The following is a 23,143-nucleotide window of genomic DNA, read 5'->3' on the forward strand; positions in this document are numbered from 1 at the left end:
GGGTTTAAATAAATTTGATTGGGGCCAAGTTTCTGACCTCTTGACCCCAATCGACACAAACTAGAACTGATTAAAAATTAATCTTCATCATCATATTCCTCAAAAGGATAAAATTCATCCAGATCATCCAGATATAGTGAACCGGTGCGTCCCATCCCAATAAAGGCCCTAGAGGAATTGGAGAATACTATGGCATCTTGTCTACTAGATCCCTCAAAGTTGGTTTTCTCTTCCCATGTGTCGGAAGATGGGTCGTATTGCCAAACGGAATTGGTGGACCCATTTTGTTCGCCACAGGCAATATATCCATATCCATTGAGTTCAAACCCAAGTGCATTACTGCGTTCCACATTGTAGTCGTCCTCTTCGTCCAGATCTAATTTTTTGGTCCAAGATTCATCTGTAGGGTCAAATGCCCAAAAATCATCAAGGTATATTCCGTTGGAAACGCCGGTACCAAGGTAAACGGTGCCATTAATGGTAAATGTGGTCGCCGCTCTTCGTTTGTTGCCTCCAAACCCTTCTAATTCTGTCCAAGTATCGGTGCTCGGGTCATATTTCCAGAAGTCTTTCATGTCATTCTCCCCATCGTAGCCCGTGCCAAAGTATCCGTAGCCATTGGCGCCAAATGCTACAGCGTTTCTTCTAACAATGTCTGGTAGCGATGCTGTTTGGGTCCAGGTATTGCTGGAAGGATCGTAGGAGTAAAAATCGCCCAATTCGTTTACACCGTCATATCCAGAGCCTATATAGCCTGTTCCATTAAGTTCAAAGCCAACGGCCGCATTTCTTTCTGTTCCCGGAAAATCAGCTTTTTGGGACCAATAGTCGCCCTCCATGTTATAGGCCCAGAACGAGTTTAAATAATCGTCCCCATCATATCCGGTGCCCATGTAACCTATATTGTCGATTACGAAACCGGCTACGCTACTTCTTGGTGTTCCGTCGAATACCGAGCGATCCACCCAGTTCCCTAATTCTTCGTCTTCTTCATCTGTTGAACATGCATTGATAAAAATTAAAGGGATTGTGAAAAAGAACACAAACTTTACTATTTCGATTGTTTTTCTCATGTGTTACAATTGAATTTTTTCCCAAAGTTAAATTGGACTTCTTGTCGATCGTAACGGAATATATAAATACATGGATTTAACATATGAATTAGTGGAATTGATCTACGAACGGGATTCTCGGGTTCATCGTATTTATTGGATTCTTCGTCATAAAAAAACAAAGGTTGGTCTATTCCCATTCCGCCCTCTTTAAACTCAGCCTACATTTGGATCAAACAAATAATTATGGGAAAGGTTTTTTGCTTTTTGAGCCTATCGATATTTGTATTGTGGTCTTGTAGTTCTGAAAATTATAATGCATCAGATTTTTTGGCCGGAGAAGAATTTACCGATAGCAATATTCGTGTTGCCCTGATCGATACGATCACCGTGGAAATTTCCACAATGAAGTTTGATAGTATTGTTACCAGCGAGTCCAGTAGGGTGTTGGTGGGTAAATATAACGACCCCGAATTTGGAGTGGTCAAGTCTTCTGCTTACATGGGATTGATGCCATCTTCGTATGTAATAGATTCCGAGGCGGAATATGATAGTATTGCTTTGTATATGAAGTATGACTCTTACTACTATAACGATACGCTGCGGACCAATACGTTGCACGTAAAGCGATTGTCCGCTACCTTAAAACCGTCAGAAGGGGATTATCTTTATAATACCAGTGAAGCCGAATATTTTGAAGATGATATTGGTACATTGACCTTTATGCCCCGACCAATGGATGGTGACTCCTTGGAAATAAAACTCTCTGATGCATTGGGGGTAGATCTATTTGAAAAGTTCCAGGAAAAGGAGATAACCACATCCGATCAATTTAAGGATTACTTTAAGGGAATTGCACTTATTCCCGGCCAAACGGACAATGGTTCTGTGATAGGATTTACAAAATCTTCGGAATCTATTTTTGTACGCTTGTACTTTAGTGAGGCAGAAGAAACCGAAAGGGTACAAAGCTATTTGGACCTGAATATGGATGTGACATCTTCTCCTGTTCCATTTTTTAATCGCATCGAGTCGGAAAACCCCAACACAAACCTCGAGACATTATCAGATCAAGAAGTCAATCTCGATTCTAAGGATACAGGCGGACTTAGTTATATCCAATCGGGTGTGGGCATTGCCACCCGGGTAGAGTTCCCACATATAAAGAACCTATACGACATAAAAGGTCGGGGGACAATTTTGGATGCAGTACTCAAGATCAGGCCTTTATCGGGATCGTTTACCGATAATCTTATTCTAAAGGACTCCTTGTCCGTATACATAGTGGATCAAAACAACGATTTAATTTCTCAATTGCTTGTAGAGGAAATCGCCCCCGTACAAGGTATTCTAAATCGGGACAATGAGGAGTTCAATGATATGTATTACGAATTTTCTTTGGGAAGCTATATCGAAGAGCTGTTCACAGAAGAAATGGAAACGGAAGAAGCATTGATCTTGTTGCCGGATAATTATAATTCCACGGTAGACCGATTTATACTAAATGGCTCTGGCAATACAGGGTATAGCACGGTAATGGAACTAACATTTGCGATTTATGATGAAGAAGACGATTAAATATTTACCCATAATAGCTATATGTTTTATGACTGGTTTGGCAAATGCTCAATCAGAAGGGCTTACCAGTTCACCCTATTCTTTATATGGATTGGGAGTGATCAATCAAACAAGTATTGGAAAAACCAATGGAATGGGGTATGCCGGTATTGGATTGCGTTCAGAGACTGAAATCAATAATCTTAACCCATCTAATTTTGCACTAATACCACAAAACTCCTTCTTTTACGATATTGGGGTGGTCGGTGAACTGAACAGTTATAGCAATGCCAGTTATAGCGAATCCAAGAGTACTTTGAATTTTTCTAATTTGGCCTTTGCTTTTAGAATTGCTGATCGATTGGGAGCGGGTGTCTCCTTAGTTCCCTATACTGATGTTGGCTACACTTTGGTAGGGCTGGAAACGAACATCGAAGGATCCAACGAAACATTTGACAGTAATGTAACCGGATTGGGGGGGCTTAACGACCTAAGTATAAACCTTGGGTATGGCCTATCGGAGGCTTTTAGGCTTGGAATAAAGGCATCTTTCCTATTTGGCAATATCGAAGAAACCGAGGGTTTTGCCATAAGTAATAGTTATTTCCAATTGGATGAGGTTACCAATTACAGTGGAGTTAGGCTGGGTATCGGTGCACAGTACGATATTTTTAAGGACTTTACTATAGGGAGTACGGTTCAATTACCGGTCTCCCTTAAAGGAAATGTAACGCGATCGGTGTATAAAACACTGGACGATGTAGAAATTCAGGTAGAAGATGAAGAGGGCGATTCGGTTTCAGATTTTAAACTTCCATTGGAACTTGGCTTTGGTTTAAGTACAAAGCTCATTAAGTCCTTCACCTTGTCGGCCGATTACAAACATAACTTTTGGGATTCCACCGAGCAGTCCGAAAATGTGGGGACTTATATTGATCAGGATATATATGCCATTGGATTGGAATATTTAAAAAATGAGAGAGGTTTTAAGTATTGGGATCGTGTTCGGTACCGAGGGGGGTTCAATTATGATAATGGATATCTCGCCATCAACGATAATAAAATTGATGGATATGCTATAACGGCTGGCCTGGGCCTTCCGGTAGGGCGTACGAGCAATTCTATGTTGAATATATCCTATTCCTATGGCAGTAAGGGACAAATTCAAAATATTTTGGTCAAAGAAAATTACCATACCATAACAATTAATTTTAGTTTGGAGGATCTGTGGTTTAGAGATAGAAAAATCAATTGATCCAAAAAGGTGGATTCTTTTTTTATTTTTTCTTTTTGAAAATGAAAAACTATTATATATTTGCACTCCCATTTAGGAAAATGAATGGGCGCTTAGCTCAGTTGGTTCAGAGCACCTCGTTTACACCGAGGGGGTCGGGGGTTCGAATCCCTCAGCGCCCACAATAAAAAAGCCTCCAATTTTGGAGGCTTTTTTATTTTTAAATGTTGATGGATTCCCCGATACCGGGCAATAGCAGTTTCTTGCCCTTACTTTCAAAGTGTTCCACTGCTGTTGTTTTGTCAATTTTTATAGGCGGGAATATATCGTAATGATAGCCTAGAACTTGGTTGTGGCCAACTAGATCCTTCATCATGGCACCTAAAATATAATCAAGGGATTTTATAATTGTTCTTTCGTGTTGGTTTTGATCAAACTTCAATTACTGCCCATTCTCCGGATATTGATGAATAGAATGAAGTGTTTTCAATATTGATTAAAGCAAGACAGCGGACTCAATTAAAATTGGAGAGGCTAGCCGGAAATACATTCAATAAGATAAATGAAAGTAAATATTTAGTTGACCGACCAATGTCTAAATCGGATTGGTCAAAAAGCGTGCAAATGAATAAATTTCTGAAAATATTAAAAAAGGTAGTTTTATATACATTTTCTGTTCTATTACTTCTTTCAGCTGCGGGATACACTTACCTATATGTACTTCCAAAAGGACCTGAAATCACAGTTGCCAATAAAATTAATGAAGGAATAGATACTTTTGTTATGCAGGCTTTTAAAGATAGTGGGAAAAAATCCATTAAGGTATGGACCTACAAACCTGAAAGTTGGAACAACCAAGACAAAATTGTTTTTGTTATGCACGGTGGTGGTCGAAATGCAGATGATTATCTAAATGCATGGATTGAGTTGGCAAATAAGAATAACTTATTTATTGTAGCGCCTGAATTTGAGAACAAGTTTTCAAAATATACGACAAACGACTACCAAGAGGGAAACTTATTTACTTTTTTTGGAACTAAAAACCCAAAAACTGAATGGGCGTATTCAGTCGTTGAGAACATATTCGACCATATTAAATCTGTAAATAATATTACGAATGAGCAGTACGATATTTTTGGTCATTCAGCTGGCGGACAATTTGTGCATAGAATGGTGATGGTAATGCCCGAATCCAGAATTGGAACAGCGGTTGCTGCAAATTCTGGATTTTACAGCTTTCCGGACCAGTTCCTTGACTATCCGTATGGATTGAAAAATATAGGAACAGATTTGCCGAAAGCCTACAAAAAAAGATTGATCATTCTATTAGGGGAATTGGATAATGATCCAAGTTTAGGGACTTTTAGAACAACAGATCTGGCAATGGAACAAGGAGCGCATAGGTTGGAACGTGGTACAACTTTTTTTAATGCGAACAAGGAATTAGGAGATAAGAACAAATGGGAGTTTAATTGGACAATGGACACAGTGAAAAATGTAGGCCACGACTATAAAAAAATGTCAGAAAATGCAATTGAGTGGATAAAAAACCGCCCCCATTAATATATTTCATTCATTTCCCCCAAGTTTTTATTTTTTAGTTGATGTAAGAATCCGCCATGTTTTGCCTGTACTACTCCTTGAGCCAAATACATCATTTAAAACCTTTGACCGATAGTTGTACAGTATTGTCGCCACTATTCAAATAATTGTTTTTAAACAATGTTGATTTTATTTTTAAATGTTGATCGATTCCCCGATACCGGGCAATAGCAGCTTCTTACCCTTGCTTTCAAAGTGTTCCACTGCTGTTGTTTTGTCAATTTTTATAGGCGGGAATGTATCGTAATGATAGCCCAATACCTGGTCACAGCCAACAAAATCACTTGCAATCGCTGCATCTTCATAACCCATGGTAAAATTATCGCCAATTGGCAGTACCGCAATATCCAACTTGGGACAGGTCAATGGGATTAACTCCATATCCTTTGTCAATGCCGTGTCCCCGGCAATATAAATGCAATTGGATTCATCATAAATTACAAAACCACCGGGATTGCCTCCATTGCTTCCATCGGGCAATACACTGGAATGGATGGCATTTACATATTTTGCGGTCCCAAAATCAAACGAATATTTACCGCCGTGATTCATTGGGTGGCCTTGTATTCCCTTTTCCCCAAACCAAGAAATAATTTCAAAATTGGAGACCAAGGTTGCATCTGGATTGTTTTTTAAAATCGCCTCAACATCCAGAACATGGTCTTGATGGCCGTGTGTAACAAATACGTAATCCACCTTAAGAGTTTCAACGTCGATGTCGGACGCAAGCTCATTACCGGTGATAAAGGGGTCGAACAAAATTTTCTTGTTGTTGATCTCTACCAATAAAGTGGCATGGCCCAAATAGGTTATTTTCATAGTGTAATGTTTATATCAGATTTTAAACGTAGCTGTAATAAGAAGTGTTTTTTTGATGCATAAATTTAGTAAGAACGCACGGCATTATCAATTCCGCTTATTTTTTTGAATCCGAAAATATGGAATGCAGAAAAAGGGATTACCTTTGCAGCATGATTGCCACAATTTGCAGAAAAGCCCATTTTAATGCAGCCCATAGGCTCCATAACCCTAATTGGAGCGATGAGAAGAACATAGAAGTGTTCGGAAAATGCAACAGCCCAAGTTACCATGGTCATAATTTTGATCTTGAGGTGAGAATTAAGGGCGAGGTTGATCCCGACACCGGGTTTGTAATGGATCTAGCGGAGCTGGGAACATTGATCAAGGAAGAGGTCGAGGAACGTTTTGATCACAAGAACTTGAACGAGGACTGTCCTGAGTTCGCAAACCTATTGCCAACTACAGAATACTTTGTGAAAGTAATCTACGATATTCTAAAACCTAAATTAAAAGAGGGACAATTATTGCATATTACTTTGCACGAGACATCAAAGAACTCTGCGGAGTATGGAGATTGGGATTAATTTCCGATATTGCAGCCCGTTTCCAATAGGGGATATTAGCTCAGTTGGTTTAGAGCGCTGCCTTGACAGGGCAGAGGTCACTGGTTCGAATCCAGTATATCCCACTTTTCTTTTCCATTTACAGAATATCCAAAACCCGTTCTAGGGCCATACCGCGAGAGCCTTTTATCAGTAAATTGCCTTTTTCTAAAGGATTTTTCAGGAGGTGTTCTTTTAAATCATCAAACGAATTGAACTTGTTCAAGGTCGTATTGGTGCCAAAAAAGTTGGTGCCTACCAAATAAATATGGTCAAAATGTAGTGTTGCGGCCAAATCAGCGATGGCCTGGTGCTCCTCTTTGGCAGTACTGCCCAGTTCGAACATATCGCCTATAATTATGGTTTTTGGATGATTTGGCATGGAGTCAAAATTTTCCAAAGCGGCTTTCATGCTTGTAGGGTTTGCATTGTAAGCGTCCAAGACAATAGAAAACCCATCTTTATCAAGTATTTGGGAACGGTTGTTTTGCGGTCGATATGATGCTATGGCCGATTTAATATCATCCAATGGAACGCTAAAATACTTACCCATTAGAATGGCAGCGCAGCAATTGGTAAAATTGTATTTGCCTACCAGCTGTGTGGTTACTCTTTTTCCTTCAAACTCCAAGGATACATAAGGATCGGCCCCTAAAAACACGATGTTGTAAAATTGATGGTCTTGGGTGCTGAACCCGATTTTTTTTGTGTAGGCATTCAGTTTTTCTTTTTGGATTCCATCATCGGCATTAAAAAAAACATGTTTGTCGTTGCCTATAAGATAATCGTATAGTTCGCTCTTGCCCTGAATTACACCTTCGACACCCCCAAACCCTTCAAGATGGGCCTTGCCAAAATTGGTGATGTACCCAAAATCTGGTTGGGCAATAGAGCTCAAAGCTGCAATTTCTTTTTTATGGTTGGCGCCCATTTCCACAATGGCAATTTCAGTGTCCTCTTTAATGGATAGCAAGGTCAATGGCACCCCGATATGGTTATTAAGGTTGCCCACCGTAGCGATGGTCCTGTATTTCTTGGAAAGCACGACATTAATGAGCTCCTTGGTCGTGGTCTTTCCATTACTTCCGGTCAGAGAAATAATTCTGGCATTGGAATATTGTCTGTGAAAAGTGGCCAATTGCTGTAAGGTGGTCAGTACATCTTTGCAAACTACAAATCGGTCTGAAGTTTTGTAGGATGGATCATCAATAATTGCATAGGCCGCACCTTTTTCCAACGCATCTTGGGCAAAGGCATTTCCATTAAAATTGGGGCCTTTAAGAGCAAAAAACAAACCGTTTTTCTTGATTTTACGTGTATCCGTCGAAATTGTAGGGTGCGCTAAAAAGAGCGCGTGCAATTCTGTTATAGTCATAAATCGAAGATAAAAAAAAGCCCCGACCTTTTGGCCGGGGCTTTTAAAATACTCAAGAAGTTATTTATCTCGCCTTTTTATGGCGTACTGTTTTCTTTGATTTGGATTTTGATCCCACTCTGGACATGGCACATCTAAATCCGATATCGTCCGTTGCCATGTATTGTGGCAAATATCTACGTTGTGCCGGGTCTAACCAGAATGCACGGTCTCTCCAGGATCCACCTTTGTACACTCGAACTTCGTTGTTGATCAAAGAAGTTCTGTAGTTGGATTCGTCGTACTGGCGAACGAGCTCCCCGTCTTCGTTGCGCTCCACTTTGTGCTGCGGAGAGTCATACATCTTTTGGTTATCCTCTTCGTCGCTAAAACGGCTGAAGAATCTAGAGGAACCTGGGTCCCCATCCCTAAATCCACGGTTATCACTTTTATCAAAATTGGTTCTTAAATAAGTTTCCTCTTCTGTTACCGCAACTTCTTTGATCTCTCCTGGCAGGTTGATGGCTACGATTTTTCCATTAGGGAGTGTATCGTACACAATTTTATCCTCTAGGATTTCAACTTTACCATCTTCGCCGATTGCTTTTTTCATGAAAACGTTTCCACGATAGTAGTTAAAGTCACTGATTTCATCATCGACAATGGGGCGGTAAACATCGGCAACCCATTCGTTAACGTTTCCGGCCATATCGTAAAGTCCAAAATCGTTGGGTTTATAGGATTTAACCTGTCCCGTAATATCGGCACCATCATCGGACCATCCGGCAATCCCGCCGTAATCACCTTTACCTTGTTTAAAGTTGGCTAGCTGGTCACCACGTCCTACACGTTGTCCATTTCTGGTGTAATCACCGTCCCATGGATATTTTTTTCTACCTCTGTAGTTATTGTATTCCCTTGATCCAACAAGTGCCTGTGCGGCATATTCCCACTCTGTTTCGGTAGGTAGTCGGTACTCGGGCATAATTACCCCACTGCTTCTTTTTGCAAAAGTGTTTATGGAGTCTCTTTTTTGTTTCCCTTGAAGTGAATCTATTTGCCCACCATATACGGATTCTGGATTGTTAAGGTAAGCTTCGGTGCTAAAAGTACCTTGAATGTCACCATTCAAAACTTTGTACTTGGCGTCCTCCGCCAAATATCCTTCGCGCTCCAACATAACCTCGTTTACCCGATCAGTCCTCCACTCGGCATATTGTGTGGCCTGTACCCAGTTTACACCTACTACGGGGTATTCTGCATATGCGGGATGTCTTAAGTAGTTGTTGGTCATGGTTTCGTTAAAGCCCAAACGGTTTCTCCATACCAAAGTATCGGGTAGGGCACCTTGATAAATGTTGGCATAATTTGGGTTTTCAGGAGGATAAACTTCCTTCAAATAATCCAAATATTCCAGGTACATTACGTTGGTCACCTCTGTTTCGTCCATATAAAAGGACTGCACATGCTGTTGGGTCGGCGTATTGTTCCAATCGTGCATTACATCGTCCTGAACTTTACCTTTGGTAAATGTTCCACCCTCTATAAATACTGTTCCAGGAGGAGTTTCCTGCTCTTTGAAGTCCGAATTGTATTGAAATCCCCCTTCTTTGGCATTGATTTTCCAACCAGTGGCTCTGGAGACGTTCTTGGATGAAGAAGAGTTTTTACAACTTGAAAAACTTCCCATCACTACGGCGCAAGAAAGTACAACTTTGATTAAGTGTTTTTTCATAATTTGGGCTTGAGTACTTTAAAACTCAGGGTTCATACCCTCAGTAACTTCGATTTGTTTTGATTTTTAAAATCTTTCGATGGCATTAAAACGGCGATTTTGCCATTATATTTTGTGCACATCAAATATTTATCGCAATGCCATGATCGGCACCTGCTACATTTCTGTAACGGAGAAGGAACCGAATTAGTATGATTGCCTTTGTTTTTAACGAATTCGCTCCCATATAAATTTTACAGGAATCTCCATACCTTTAAAAAAAACACCGTTGGTTACAAGAATTTGTGGAATTAAGCGTTTACATGTAATAATCCAATAGGTTTAAATTTAGACCGTGAACTTTACTAAACGCTAAATACTTAGAATGAAAAAGTTACTCGCATTAGTAGCAATGCTTGCCATAGCCCCATGGATGAGCGCACAACAGGAAAGAGCGATTACAACGGCAGTACCATTTTTGACCATTGCTGCCGATGCAAGGGCATCTGGTATGGGCGATATGGGGGTAGCTACATCTTTTGATGCCTATTCACAACAATGGAACCCGGCCAAATATGCATTTGCCGATCAAAAATCGGGTGTGGGCATTAGTTATACGCCCTATCTGGAGACTATTGTAAACGATGTCTCCCTTTTAAATGCCAACTACTATAATAAGCTGAACGATAGAAGTGCTTTCGCCTTTGGACTTCGCTATTTTGGGTTGGGGGAAATTGAATTAAGACAGACCATAGATCAAGATGCTACCTTGGTAAAACCTAATGAGTTTGCATTGGATGGGTCCTACTCCCTTAAACTTAGCCAAACTTTTTCCATGGCGGTCGGGGGGCGCTTTATTAGTTCCAATCTTAGGTTCCAAGATGGTGCGCAGGATTCTCAGGCAGCAAATGCATTTGCAGTGGATATAGCCGGTTTTTTTAGGTCAAGGGAAATTGCCTACAGTAATTTTGATGGCCGATGGAGAGCAGGATTCAATATTTCAAATATTGGGGGTTCACTACAATACGATGAGGGCGGACAGGAAAACTTTTTGCCTACCAACCTTAAATTCGGAGGTGGATTTGACTTTATTTTTGATGCGGACAATGTATTGGCCATCAATACGGAGTTCAATAAATTATTGGTGCCCACCCCACGGGATTTCAATGGGGACGGCGATATTACTATTGAAGATAATGACGAGTATCAAAACATCAGTTTCTTTAACGGTATATTCGAATCTTTTGGAGATGCACCAGATGGTTTTAGTGAGGAATTGAAAGAGGTGACCTGGGCACTCGGAGCGGAATACCGTTTCCGGGAAGCTTTTATGCTCCGAAGTGGTTACTTTAACGAGAGTGAGGAAAAAGGCTCTAGAAAATTCTTTACTCTGGGTGCCGGATTCAAATTTAAATCGGCCCAAATAGATCTTTCTTACCTCTTTTCGACCTCACAGGTTAGAAACCCACTGGAAAACACCTTGCGATTTTCGTTATCGTTCGATTTTGGAGAGGAGTTCTTCAACGATTGATCACAAACAGAAACACCATAATAAAAACCTGTCCCTTGGGCAGGTTTTCTTATTTTTGGAACACATCACCATCAAAAGATATGGAGAAAAAGAAGATTGATTTTGAACTGCTCATTTACGAGAATGAAAACGAGCTGTCACAAAACGACAAAAAATTGTTAGAAAAGGCCAAAGAGGCTATGCAGAATGCTTATGCGCCATATTCCAAGTTCAAGGTAGGTGCCGCAGTACTTTTAGAAAACGGGGAGGTTGTCCAAGGGAACAACCAAGAAAACGCTTCGTACCCTTCCGGTCTATGTGCCGAGCGGGTCGCCGTTTTCCATGCAGGTGCCACATATCCCGGGGTCACCATTCTAGCTGTTGCCATTGTAGCATCATCATCTTTGCACGAGGTTACCGTTCCAGCGGCGCCATGTGGCAATTGCCGACAATCCATGATCGAGTACGAACAAAAGCAAAAATCACCAATTTCAATAATACTGGGGGTGCCCAACGGACCTGTTTATAAATGTGCTTCCATGTCCGATATTTTGCCTTTGGCGTTCAATAGTTCATTTTTGAGCGATTCTTAATTCAATTCTTTTTCCAAAAACAGATATATATGTATTTTTGCTCTTCCCTAGTGCAGGGCGAATCCATTTAATATCACAGTCGATGAAAAAAATCACCAAAGAAGTTTACCTTAAATGGTATGAGGACATGTTATTCTGGAGAAAGTTCGAGGATAAACTGGCCGCTGTATATATACAACAAAAAGTTAGAGGGTTTTTGCACCTCTACAATGGTCAAGAAGCGGTACTGGCCGGTGCATTGCACGCAATGGACCTGGAAAAGGACCGTATGATCACGGCCTACCGGAATCACGTTCAACCGATTGGTATGGGTGTTGATCCAAGAAAGGTGATGGCAGAACTCTATGGAAAAGTAACCGGTACCTCCAAAGGAATGGGCGGGTCAATGCATATCTTTTCTAAAGAACATCGTTTTTACGGTGGACATGGTATCGTAGGGGGGCAAATCCCTTTAGGTGCCGGGTTGGCCTTTGGCGACAAATATTTTAAAAGAGATTCGGTAACTTTATGTTATATGGGAGATGGTGCCGTTCGACAAGGTTCGCTCCATGAGGCATTTAACTTGGCCATGTTGTGGCAACTGCCCGTTGTTTTTATATGTGAGAACAATGGCTACGCCATGGGAACATCAGTTGCAAGAACATCTTATTCCACGGATATCTGGAAATTGGGTCTTGGGTACGAAATGCCATGTGGCCCTGTAGATGGTATGGACCCTGCAATTGTGGCCAAAGAAATGGATAAGGCCATTGAACGTGCAAGAACAGGGGGAGGCCCAACTTTCCTGGAAATGAAAACCTACCGTTATCGAGGACATTCCATGTCAGATGCACAGCATTATAGAACTAAAGAAGAAGTAGAAGAGTATAAAAAGATAGATCCGATTACTCAAGTAAAAGATGTAATTCTGGAGAAAGGATATGCATCCGAGGACGACCTTAAACAAATAGATAAAAAAGTCAAGGACTTGGTAAAGGAGTGTGAAAAATTCGCGGAAGAGTCGGATTTTCCACCAAAAGAACAATTGTACGATACTGTTTACGAGCAAGAAGACTATCCATTTTTACAACATAAATTATAATTAGATGGCAGAAGTAATCAACATGCCTAGATTGAGCGACACCATGGAGGAAGGTACCGTGGCAAAATGGCTCAAGAACGTAGGGGACAAAGTCGAAGAGGGAGATATTTTGGCCGAAATCGAAACGGACAAGGCCACAATGGAGTTTGAATCCTTTCATGAGGGAACTTTGCTTCATATCGGAATAGCGGAAGGTGATGGGGCCCCGGTTGATTCACTTTTGGCAATTATCGGTGAAGAGGGAGAAGATATTTCCGCCCTTTTGAACGGCAATACAAGTGACTCGGCACAACAGGAAGAAACTTCGGTATCAGCTGAAGAAAAACCAGAAGCTCCGGCGGAATCCGTAGATGTTCCTGAAGGAGTCGAAATTGTTACCATGCCTCGGTTGAGCGATACTATGGAAGAAGGTACCGTGGCCAGTTGGTTGAAAAGTGTTGGGGACGAAGTCGAGGAAGGAGATATTTTGGCCGAAATCGAAACGGACAAGGCCACAATGGAGTTTGAATCTTTCTATTCGGGTACACTTCTTCATATCGGTATTCAAGAAGGAGAAGGAGCGCCAGTGGATTCTTTATTAGCCATAATTGGTCCAAAAGGCACGGATGTGGACGCAGTGCTCAAATCACAAGCATCCGGAGGATCTTCAAAAAGTGCTCCAAAACAAGAAGCTCCCAAAAGCGAGGCTACAAAAACCGAAGAATCATCAAACAAAGTAGAGACACCTTCTGCAAAAGATGGTCAGCGTATTTTTGCATCGCCATTGGCAAAAAAAATAGCCGAAGAAAAAGGAGTTGATCTTTCTCAGGTAAAAGGAACCGGAGACGGTGGTAGAATTGTAAAAAAGGATATAGAGAACTTTAAGCCATCGCAATCGGCGCCAGCTGCTGAGAAAGCCGGGGAGCCTGTCACAGCAGTTGCCCCAGTGGGTATTCCTGTTGGTGAAGAAAGCGTTGAGGAGGTAAAAAACTCTACAATGCGCAAGGTAATAGCCAAACGATTGGGAGAGTCCAAATTCTCTGCTCCGCATTACTATCTTACCATTGAAGTGGACATGGACAATGCAAAAGCATCCCGTTCACAGATCAATGGTTTGCCGGACACAAAAGTATCTTTCAACGATATGGTGTTGAAAGCCTGTGCCATGGCACTTAAAAAACACCCACAAGTAAATACGTCTTGGAACGGTGACACCACGATCTATAAGCATCATGTGCACATGGGCGTTGCGGTGGCAGTAGACGAAGGCCTTGTTGTTCCCGTAATTAAGTTTGCCGACCAGTTGAGTTTGACCCAACTTGGTTCTGCTGTGAAGGATTTGGCAGGAAGAGCTAGGAGCAAGAAAATAAAGCCGGACGAAATGGAAGGCAGCACCTTTACTGTTTCCAATTTGGGAATGTTCGGTATTCTGGAGTTCACATCAATTATAAACCAACCTAATTCGGCAATCTTGTCGGTGGGTGCCATTGTAGATAAACCAGTGGTGAAAAATGGTGAAATAGTTGTGGGCAGTACCATGAAAATTACTTTGGCCTGTGATCATAGGACCGTCGATGGGGCAACAGGGGCCCAGTTCCTTCAAACTTTGAGGGCATATTTAGAGAATCCTGTTACCATGCTCGCCTAAAAATAGTAGGGACTCTTCCCTTAACTTATATATATAAAAGCATCCTTTTAAGGATGCTTTTTTTATCTTTAAAAAATTTCAAAAAACGAAATTATGAAGATTGTTATCTGTACTTTGGCAACCCTGTTTGCAATGAATTGTGGGTCCACTCAAATGGTGGAAACCTCAAAAAATGAATCTCCGGCCCGGCCGGTTTCCGAAGAAGCCTTTACTAACGCGGAACGTGTAGGGGAGATGATGAACTATTTGGCATCCAATGACATGAAAGGGAGAGATTCCGGGAGCGAGGGCATTGAAATGGCCGCAGTTTACATAGAGAATTATTTTACATCATATAGGCTTGCTCCGTATTTTACATCTTATCGGGATACGCTATCAAACTTTAAGAAACCTTCCTATAATATTGTTGGGGTAATCGAGGGAACCGACCCGGAATTGAAGGATGAGTATATTCTTATCGGTGCACATTACGATCATATAGGCATTATTGATCCCGAAAATGGTGATAACATCGCCAATGGAGCTAATGACAATGCTTCTGGGACCATATCCGTTTTGGAGTTGGCACGCTATTTTGGTACACACAAAACCAATAAACGAAGTTTGATCTTTGCCTTGTTCAGTGCAGAGGAAAAAGGACTGTTGGGGTCAAAGCACTTGGCAAAAAAACTAAAAGAAGAGGACTTGAACCTCTATACCATGCTCAATTTTGAAATGACCGGGGTTCCTATGAACCAAAAGGATTATACCGTGTATATAACAGGGTACGAAATGTCCAATTTGGCGGAGGTAAGTAATACGTATGCTAATGAAAAATTGGTTGGTTTTTTACCGACTGCAAAAGAGTTCGGTTTATTTCAACGTTCGGACAATTATCCTTTTTATCAAGAATTTGGAGTTCCCTCGCATACCTTCTGCTCTTTTGATTTTACCAATTATGCGTTTTATCACAAGGTAGGGGACGAAGCATCGTTGATGGATTTTGAACATATGGCTACTTTGGTGAACAAGACCATTCCTGTAATCGAGGGTATAGCCAACTCCTCTTTCCAAGAGATTAAATTGGCGGAGTAACCGTATTTCGGTTTCTATAGTTAATGGGCAATTATTTTTAAACGGATGAGAGGTTGTTTGTTGACCTAAAAATGCATCAAAAGTATTCCTGCTGTTGTGGGAATCTAAATTAATAAAGTAAAATGGCAAACATTATTATTACGGGGACAAGCAGGGGAATTGGATTTGAGTTGGTTAAACTTTTTGCCAAAGAGGGACACCAAGTGTTGGCACTCTCACGGAATGTGCAACCAGTTCAGCGTTTGGATTTGTCCAATGTCCATTGTTTTTCGTTTGATTTAGGTAACCCGAACGATTTTAAAAAAGTAGAAGCATTTCTAGAACAATGGAACGGGGTGGATGTGCTGATCAACAATGCGGGAAGTTTATTGAACAAACCCTTTTCGGAGACCACTATCGAGGAGTTTGAGCGAGTTTACAAAGTAAACGTATTTGGGGTGGCGGAGATGATCCGGACTGTTCGTCATAAAATGGGGAAAGAGGGGCATGTGGTCACTGTAAGTTCTATGGGCGGGGTACAGGGCAGCATGAAGTTTCCGGGACTATCCGCATACAGTTCGAGCAAAGGCGCCGTAATTACTTTGACCGAACTTTTGGCAGAGGAATATAAGGAGACAGGCCCAAGTTTTAATGTGTTGGCTTTGGGGGCTGTGCAAACTGAAATGTTGGAAGAGGCATTTCCCGGTTATCAAGCTCCCGTAACAGCTCTGGAAATGGCAACTTACATTAAAGATTTTGCGCTTACGGGCCATAAACTCTACAATGGAAAGTTGTTACAGGTGAGTAACAGTACCCCGTAGGTTTTACAAAGTTCGTTGTACGGATAAACTTGTAACTTTATTCCTGTGAACCATACCCTTCAAAAATACCTGCCTGAACTTGCAGTTGCTCCTTGTTTTGAGCTAATAAAAAAGCACAGTGTCCATCTAAAAATAGTGGATCATAGGGTCACAAGGCATGGGGATTACCGTAGATTGCCCAATGGGATGCATCAAATTACGGTAAACGCTTCATTGAATAAATACCGATTCCTAATTACGCTCGTCCACGAAATAGCGCATTTGGTGGCCTTTGAGACCTACGGTCGTCGAATAAAACCGCATGGTGTGGAATGGAAACGTACCTTTCAACTTTTAATGGTTCCATTTATTCGGCCAGAAGTATTTCCATCTCAACTATTGCCCATAATTGCGAATCACTTTAAAAGTCCAAAAGCGAGCAGTAGCACGGACGCTCGGTTGTCCATCGCTCTAAAGGCTTTTGATGATGAAGAACGAAAAAACAGTTATGTGTACGAGTTGTCCGAAGGAAGTATTTTTAGACTATACAATGGTAAGTTGTTCAAAAAAGGAAATAAAAAAGTAAAACGCTACGAATGTGTGGAGTTATCAACAGGCAGATTATATTTGTTCCAACCCAACGCTGAGGTTGAGCTGGTCAAGGATGCAAGTGGATAACAAGCCTTAAATATAAAAACAGCAACATGAACAAGAATTATTACGCAGTTTTAATGGCCGGAGGTGTAGGGTCAAGGTTTTGGCCGGTAAGCACAACATCCAATCCAAAACAGTTCCACGATATGTTAGGGACAGGGAAAACATTGATACAAAAAACGTTTGATCGTTTGAACCGATTTATCCCAACGGAAAACATATTGATCTTGACCAATGAGAGATATAATGATCTTGTTTTGGAACAATTACCAAAGGTAAAACAAGAACAGGTGGTCCTGGAGCCGGCCATGCGCAATACTGCCCCATGTATCTTGTATGCTTCCCTTAAAATTCAAAAAATGAATCCAAATGCGTTGATGATTGTGGCCCCTAGTGATCATTGGATAGAGGATGAGGAAGCATTTGAAAAAGATGTGATCGCTTGTTTTGATAAATGTGAAAAAGAGACGGCTCTTTGCACGCTTGGTATTCAGCCAACGTTTCCGAATACGGGTTTTGGCTACATCGAATTTAAAAAAGGAAGTGACGAGCAACTCAAAAATGTGTCTCAATTCAGGGAAAAGCCGGATTATGAAACCGCCAAGGAGTTTTTGGCTCAGGGCAACTTTCTTTGGAATGCAGGTATTTTTATGTGGAGCGTAGAAACCATTGTGGATGCATTTAAAAAATACCAGCCAAGTCAGTACAAACTATTTGGAGAGGGGATTTCTTGCTACAACACCAAAGAGGAGAGAACCTTTATCAAAGAAAATTATGGCAAGGCAGAAAACATATCCATTGATTATGCTATCTTGGAACAATCCAAGGCCATTTATACACTGCCAGCGACCTTCGACTGGAACGACCTGGGAACTTGGGGCGCTCTGTACGAAAAATTGGAAAAGGACGATGCCGATAATGCAGTGGTCAACGCTCAAGTGGTATTGAACAATGCCAAAGGCAATATGATCAGGTCGCCAAAAGGAAAAGTAGTCGTGGTAGATGGATTGGAAGATTATATTATTGTGGATAAAGAAGAGGTGCTTCTAATTTATCCAAAGGACAAACAACAGGATATTAAAAAGGTATTGAGCCAAGTAAAGGATAAATTTGGCGATCAGTTTGCGTAACATATGAACGAGAATCAAAAAAATGTAACAGCACCTTCCGGACAGGATAGTGGAGACGAAGTAAGAAAAGACCTAAAAGGGCTTTTGGGGAGTGTTCGGAAATTCCTTTCGGAACTTTTGGAAATACGATCCAATACCGATGCTGTTGCCACCAAGGAATCCATAAATGCGGATATACCCTTTAAAGGGCATACCTCCTGGATTTTGGTGTGTTCCATATTTATTGCATCCATCGGGTTAAACGCGAACTCGACAGCTGTGGTCATCGGGGCTATGTTGATCTCCCCACTAATGGGTCCCATTTTGGGAATGGGTATGTCCTTGGCCATCAACGATATTGACACGTTGAGGCGATCCCTAAAGAATTTTACGGTAATGGTGGTGCTCAGTGTTATCACCGCCTTTTTGTTTTTTTACCTTTTTCCGTTAAGGGATGAATCCTCGGAACTTTTAGCGAGGACCAAGCCGGATATCCGTGATGTGCTCATTGCGTTTTTTGGTGGTCTTGCCCTTGTTATTGCAAGGGCCAAAAAAGGGACCATTGCCAGTGTTATCTTTGGTGTGGCCATTGCAACGGCCCTTATGCCGCCACTTTGCACAGTTGGATTTGGTTTGGCGATTGGTAAACCTTGGTATGCGGCTGGGGCCATGTACTTGTTCATAATCAATACAATTTTTATTGGCCTGGCGACATTTTTGGTCATCAAGTACCTGCGTTTTCCTATGGTGCGATATGCCAATTCGCAACGAAGGAGGATGATTGCACGTTTGGCCTCCATTACGGGTATTTTGGTTATGATTCCGGCCGGATTCACATTTTATCAAGTATTTCAGGAATCACTGTTTAAAAAACAGGCACAAGAATTTTTGCAGGATACGGTAGAGATGTACCAGTTCAACGGTTCCGGAAGGTATGTGGATAATTTGACCAAATTGGAATATGTAGATGATGGAGAATCCCTGGTAGAAGTTGTTTTTATGGGTGATGAATTGATTCCTGATAACGTTATCAATACATGGAGAACACAGAAAAATCAATTTTCAAGATTAAAGAATGCCGAACTGCACATTATTCAGGGAGGTAGGGACGATTCCGAGGAAAAATTCAACTATGTGAGTGAATTGTATGAGAAGAACAAAGCTGAATTGCTGAACAAGGATGAACAGATTAGATTGCTTGAAGAAGAACTGGCAACGTTGACCAAAAACGTTGGAAAACAAATCCCATTTCGAGAAATTAGTGCCGAGGCCAAGGCCAATTATGAAAATATTGATGCGCTAGGGTTTTCGTACCTCATTAAAACCGATTTTAACAAACTGGATACCGTCCCCGTATTTGAAGTAAAATGGAAAGACGGGCTACGAACCGATCAAAAGCAAACAGATGCCAAAAAAATGTTGTCCTGGCTAAAACTTCGTTTACAGGATAGCACATTGGTGATCAAACAAGTTAATTAAATGTCCGATGTTTGAAGTTGGAATCAATTCCGTTCTTCGATATACATTTGTCTTACTTTTTTGAAAAGCTCGGAGGAATAGACAAAATCGGTAACGGATTGGTTGTCGGTTTTAAAGATTTCTTTATTGGTGCCTTCCCATTCTTTGATTCCATTCTTTAAAAAAATGATTTTTTCCCCAATTTCCATAACCGAGTTCATATCGTGGGTGTTTATCACCGTGGTAATATTGTATTCTTGGGTAATTTCTTGAATCAGGTTATCGATTAAAATGGCCGTTTTTGGGTCGAGACCGGAATTTGGTTCATCGCAAAACAAATATTTTGGATTCATCACGATCGCCCTGGCAATGGCCACCCTTTTTTGCATTCCACCGGAAATTTCGGCGGGATATCTTTTATGGGCATCGATCAAGTTGACGCGTTTCAGGACAAAATCTACCCTGTCTTGCTTTTCCGACTGTGACTGGTTGGTGAACATATCCAAGGGAAACATAACATTGCCCTCTACTGTCATCGAATCAAAAAGGGCACTGCCTTGAAAAACCATGCCCATTTCTTGGCGCAAGTTTCGCCGTTCTTTGGTAGATAGTTCGGAGTAGTATTGCCCATTGTAGCAAATTTGCCCTTCATCGGGCTCAAATAGACCAAGTAAACATTTTATAAAAACTGTTTTTCCCGAGCCACTTTGCCCAATGATCAAGTTTGTTTTTCCTGTTTCGAACTCGGTGGAGATTCCTTTAAGAACGTGGTTGTCCCCGAACGATTTATGAATGTTTTCTACTTGTATCATCAGCCCAGTAACAATTGAGTTAGAACATAGTTCGATATAATGATCACCACACTGGTCCAAACAAAGGATGTGGTGCTAGCCTTTCCAACTTCCAAGGCACCACCTTTCATGTAAAAACCGTGGTAAGATGGCACTGTGGCGATCACAAAGGCGAACACGATCGATTTTATAAAGGCATAGGTAACATGGTAAGAATCAAAATCCATTTGTAGCCCTTGTATAAAATCACCGCTGGGTGCAAAACCACCAAATACGGCCGCGACCCATCCACCCAAAATACCGACAAACATGGAAATAGCTACTGCAAAAGGGTACATCATGGTTGCTATTATCTTGGGGAAAACAAGGTAGTTCAACGAGTTGATTCCCATAACTTCAAGAGCGTCTATCTGCTCGGTTACCCGCATGGTACCAATACTGGATGTGATGTACGAACCCACTTTTCCTGCCATGATGATGGAGGTGAAAGTCGGGGCAAATTCCAAGATGACCGATTGCCTCGTTGCAAACCCGATCAGACTTTTTGGCAGAAGGGGATTGTTCAAGTTCAGTGCAGTTTGGATAGTGACCACGCCCCCGATAAAAAAAGATATAAATATGATGATGCCCATAGCACCAAAAATAAGCTCGTCGATTTCCTTGAGGATCAAGGTCTTCATTATGCGCCACTTGGTAGGTTTTTTAAATACTTCCCAAATCATGATGAAGTATTTTCCAATCGCTTCTAGGTATTTCATGCGTTTTATGGACTTGAGTTGATAAAAATAAGAATATTGTTAAGCATTTAACCTTGATTTAAATTTTTAAAGGGGAGAAATCTATAGTTTTGCCCAAATTCTGAATAAATACCAATCATGAGAACAACCAACCTTATCGTTTCTGTTTTAGCATTCTGTACTATCGGCCTTACTTACGGTCAACGCAGAAAAAAGAATGTTGTGGAAGAAAAGCCCAAAGTTATTGCCCAATCGCCAAAATTGGTAGTGGGTATTGTGGTCGATCAAATGCGGTACGATTATTTGACCCGCTTTTGGGATCAGTATGGCGAAGGCGGTTTTAAACGCTTGGTTAACGAAGGTTTTAATTGCAAGAACAATCATTTTAACTATGCGCCAACCAGCACCGGGCCAGGACATGCTTCGGTGTACACGGGAACTACACCTGCCATGCACGGTATTATCGGGAACGATTGGTTCGATAAAACAACGGGTGAGGATGTGTACTGCGCCGGAGACGATGCCTATACCTCTGTAGGAACCACTTCGGGTGCAGGGAAAATGTCCCCGCATAGAATGTTGACCTCAACCATAACCGATCAATTGCGATTGCACACACAAATGCGGGGCAAGGTAATTGGTGTTGCCGTTAAGGACAGAGGTGCAGTGTTGCCAGCAGGACATGCCGCCAATGCGGCCTATTGGTTTGAAGGGGGAGCAACCGGTAATTGGATCAGCAGCTCCTATTATATGGAGGAGTTGCCACAATGGGTCTTGGATTTTAATGCTTCGGATAAGGTTGAAGAGTACAAAAAGCCCTGGACTACCTTAAAACCTATAGAAACTTACGTTGAGAGCGGATTGGATGTCAATAATTATGAAGGATTGCAAAAAGGGGAGACTACCAATGCTTTTCCACATGACCTTCCTGCAATTTGGGAAGACAACGGTCAGTTTGATTTATTGAGAAGAAGTCCTTTTGGAAACAGTATTACGGCAGATTTTGCACTGGCGGCTTTGGAAGGCGAAGCTTTGGGAGTGGACTCCATAACCGATTTCTTGGCCATTAGCTTTTCCAGTACCGACTATGTAGGGCATTTTTTTGGGGTAAATTCCAAAGAAATAGAAGATACCTACATTAGATTGGATAGAGATTTAGAGCGTATTCTATCCGTATTGGACAACAAGGTGGGTAAAGGTGAGTACACGGTTTTTTTGACTGCCGATCATGCTGCAATCCATGTTCCTTCTTATTTAATGGATTCGAACATTCCATCCGGGTATTTGGATATGCAAGGTATGAAAGCCCAATTCAACGAGTTTCTTCAGTATAAATATGGCACAACGGATGTTGTAAAAAACATTAGTAATTATCAGGTTTTTTTGGATCATAAGATTTTGACCAATCTGGACATTGATGTAGAGCAAGCGCAAAAAGATATTGCCATGGAAATGTTGTCCTATCCAGGGATTGGTCAAGTGTACACCGGATACCAAATGTGGCAAAACGAGTACGTAGAGGGAATTCCATATATACTACAGAACGGATACAACCAAAAACGCTCAGGTGATGTTCTTTTGGTACCAGAAGTGGGGTATATATCTTACAATAGAACCGGTTCCACCCATGGTTCACCGCAAATATATGATACACATGTGCCCTTATTGCTTTATGGGAAAGGGATAAAACAAGGGAGTACGGTAAACCGTACGGAGATCCCGGATATTGCGCCCACAATTGCTGCTCTATTAGGTATTGCTTTCCCTAGCGGAACCACGGGGCGACCCATTGGAGAGGTTTTTTCTAAGTAGAA

21 protein-coding genes and 2 tRNA genes are annotated in these 23,143 nt (G+C 41.4%); 16 read left to right on the forward strand and 7 right to left on the reverse strand.

The annotated features are described in order from the left end of the window. Positions 1-77: 77 nt before the first annotated feature. Positions 78-1,073 (reverse strand): Kelch repeat-containing protein, encoded by a 996-nt coding sequence (locus tag ACXAFK_RS04485; protein ID WP_474956949.1) that lies wholly within the window; start codon positions 1,071-1,073, stop codon positions 78-80. A 225-nt stretch (positions 1,074-1,298) separates the two neighbouring features. Here ACXAFK_RS04485 and ACXAFK_RS04490 point away from each other — a divergent pair, with 225 nt between their 5' ends. From ACXAFK_RS04490 to ACXAFK_RS04500, 3 genes are all read left to right on the forward strand, one after another. Then, entirely contained in the window at positions 1,299-2,630 is a 1,332-nt protein-coding gene (locus ACXAFK_RS04490) for a DUF4270 family protein (RefSeq protein ID WP_474956950.1), read from the forward strand. 28 nt (positions 2,631-2,658) lie between these two features. After that, positions 2,659-3,864 carry a BamG family beta-barrel-assembly machinery protein gene (bamG, locus tag ACXAFK_RS04495; protein ID WP_474956951.1) on the forward strand — a complete coding sequence of 402 codons (1,206 nt, stop codon included), beginning with the start codon at positions 2,659-2,661 and terminating at the stop codon, positions 3,862-3,864. 86 nt (positions 3,865-3,950) lie between these two features. Beyond that, a tRNA-Val gene (locus ACXAFK_RS04500) sits at positions 3,951-4,025 on the forward strand. Positions 4,026-4,063: 38 nt separating this feature from the next. On the opposite strand, the gene ACXAFK_RS04505 is transcribed toward ACXAFK_RS04500, so the two are convergent. Next, on the reverse strand, positions 4,064-4,219 hold the full coding sequence (locus tag ACXAFK_RS04505) for a hypothetical protein (RefSeq protein ID WP_474956952.1): 156 nt from the start codon (positions 4,217-4,219) through the stop codon (positions 4,064-4,066). A 116-nt stretch (positions 4,220-4,335) separates the two neighbouring features. Between ACXAFK_RS04505 and ACXAFK_RS04510 the strand changes: the two genes are divergently transcribed. Beyond that, a complete protein-coding gene (locus ACXAFK_RS04510) occupies positions 4,336-5,406 on the forward strand; it encodes an alpha/beta hydrolase family protein (RefSeq protein ID WP_474956953.1) in 1,071 nt (356 codons plus the stop codon). Between the two features lie 174 nt (positions 5,407-5,580). On the opposite strand, the gene ACXAFK_RS04515 is transcribed toward ACXAFK_RS04510, so the two are convergent. Then, entirely contained in the window at positions 5,581-6,264 is a 684-nt protein-coding gene (locus tag ACXAFK_RS04515) for a metal-dependent hydrolase (RefSeq protein WP_252080563.1), read from the reverse strand. A 152-nt stretch (positions 6,265-6,416) separates the two neighbouring features. On the opposite strand from ACXAFK_RS04515, the gene ACXAFK_RS04520 reads away from it, so the two are divergent. Both ACXAFK_RS04520 and ACXAFK_RS04525 read left to right on the forward strand, forming a co-directional pair. Then, positions 6,417-6,830 carry a 6-carboxytetrahydropterin synthase gene (locus tag ACXAFK_RS04520; protein ID WP_224837583.1) on the forward strand — a complete coding sequence of 138 codons (414 nt, stop codon included), beginning with the start codon at positions 6,417-6,419 and terminating at the stop codon, positions 6,828-6,830. Between the two features lie 29 nt (positions 6,831-6,859). After that, positions 6,860-6,934 (forward strand) — tRNA-Val (locus ACXAFK_RS04525). Positions 6,935-6,948: 14 nt separating this feature from the next. Here ACXAFK_RS04525 and ACXAFK_RS04530 read toward each other — a convergent pair. Then, on the reverse strand, positions 6,949-8,223 hold the full coding sequence (locus ACXAFK_RS04530) for a UDP-N-acetylmuramoyl-tripeptide--D-alanyl-D-alanine ligase (RefSeq protein ID WP_474956954.1): 1,275 nt from the start codon (positions 8,221-8,223) through the stop codon (positions 6,949-6,951). A 64-nt stretch (positions 8,224-8,287) separates the two neighbouring features. Next, complete coding sequence (gene gldJ / locus ACXAFK_RS04535; protein ID WP_224837371.1) at positions 8,288-9,937, reverse strand: gliding motility lipoprotein GldJ; 1,650 nt, start codon at positions 9,935-9,937, stop codon at positions 8,288-8,290. Positions 9,938-10,301: 364 nt separating this feature from the next. On the opposite strand from gldJ, the gene porV reads away from it, so the two are divergent. The 9 genes from porV to ACXAFK_RS04580 all read left to right on the forward strand — a co-directional run bounded on the left by porV (position 10,302) and on the right by ACXAFK_RS04580 (position 19,822). Then, complete coding sequence (porV, locus tag ACXAFK_RS04540; protein ID WP_224837372.1) at positions 10,302-11,447, forward strand: type IX secretion system outer membrane channel protein PorV; 1,146 nt, start codon at positions 10,302-10,304, stop codon at positions 11,445-11,447. Positions 11,448-11,527: 80 nt separating this feature from the next. Beyond that, on the forward strand, positions 11,528-12,019 hold the full coding sequence (gene cdd, locus ACXAFK_RS04545; RefSeq protein WP_252080561.1) for a cytidine deaminase: 492 nt from the start codon (positions 11,528-11,530) through the stop codon (positions 12,017-12,019). An 82-nt stretch (positions 12,020-12,101) separates the two neighbouring features. Beyond that, a complete protein-coding gene (gene pdhA / locus ACXAFK_RS04550; RefSeq protein ID WP_252080560.1) occupies positions 12,102-13,100 on the forward strand; it encodes a pyruvate dehydrogenase (acetyl-transferring) E1 component subunit alpha in 999 nt (332 codons plus the stop codon). Positions 13,101-13,104: 4 nt separating this feature from the next. Continuing rightward, the gene (locus ACXAFK_RS04555) at positions 13,105-14,727 is read left to right on the forward strand and encodes a pyruvate dehydrogenase complex dihydrolipoamide acetyltransferase (protein WP_474956955.1); all 1,623 of its coding nucleotides are present in this window, start codon (positions 13,105-13,107) and stop codon (positions 14,725-14,727) included. A gap of 93 nt (positions 14,728-14,820) precedes the next feature. Beyond that, on the forward strand, positions 14,821-15,801 hold the full coding sequence (locus tag ACXAFK_RS04560) for a M28 family metallopeptidase (RefSeq protein ID WP_474956956.1): 981 nt from the start codon (positions 14,821-14,823) through the stop codon (positions 15,799-15,801). Between the two features lie 122 nt (positions 15,802-15,923). Next, complete coding sequence (locus ACXAFK_RS04565; protein ID WP_474956957.1) at positions 15,924-16,601, forward strand: SDR family NAD(P)-dependent oxidoreductase; 678 nt, start codon at positions 15,924-15,926, stop codon at positions 16,599-16,601. Positions 16,602-16,646: 45 nt separating this feature from the next. After that, positions 16,647-17,258 (forward strand): SprT-like domain-containing protein, encoded by a 612-nt coding sequence (locus ACXAFK_RS04570; protein WP_474956958.1) that lies wholly within the window; start codon positions 16,647-16,649, stop codon positions 17,256-17,258. Positions 17,259-17,284: 26 nt separating this feature from the next. After that, a complete protein-coding gene (locus tag ACXAFK_RS04575) occupies positions 17,285-18,364 on the forward strand; it encodes a mannose-1-phosphate guanylyltransferase (protein WP_474956959.1) in 1,080 nt (359 codons plus the stop codon). Between the two features lie 3 nt (positions 18,365-18,367). Next, positions 18,368-19,822, forward strand: a complete 1,455-nt coding sequence (locus tag ACXAFK_RS04580) for a DUF389 domain-containing protein (protein ID WP_252080555.1) — start codon at positions 18,368-18,370, stop codon at positions 19,820-19,822. 23 nt (positions 19,823-19,845) lie between these two features. On the opposite strand, the gene ACXAFK_RS04585 is transcribed toward ACXAFK_RS04580, so the two are convergent. Together ACXAFK_RS04585 and ACXAFK_RS04590 are read right to left on the reverse strand one after the other, a co-directional pair. Then, on the reverse strand, positions 19,846-20,613 hold the full coding sequence (locus ACXAFK_RS04585) for an ABC transporter ATP-binding protein (protein ID WP_224837381.1): 768 nt from the start codon (positions 20,611-20,613) through the stop codon (positions 19,846-19,848). Next, on the reverse strand, positions 20,613-21,350 hold the full coding sequence (locus ACXAFK_RS04590; protein WP_224837382.1) for an MlaE family ABC transporter permease: 738 nt from the start codon (positions 21,348-21,350) through the stop codon (positions 20,613-20,615). The genes ACXAFK_RS04585 and ACXAFK_RS04590 overlap by 1 nt, the downstream gene beginning before the upstream one ends. Positions 21,351-21,467: 117 nt before the next feature. On the opposite strand from ACXAFK_RS04590, the gene pafA reads away from it, so the two are divergent. Continuing rightward, entirely contained in the window at positions 21,468-23,141 is a 1,674-nt protein-coding gene (gene pafA, locus ACXAFK_RS04595) for an alkaline phosphatase PafA (RefSeq protein WP_474956960.1), read from the forward strand. The last annotated feature ends 2 nt before the right edge of the window (positions 23,142-23,143 follow it).

This window comes from Flagellimonas sp. ABD4_174, from assembly GCF_056160185.1.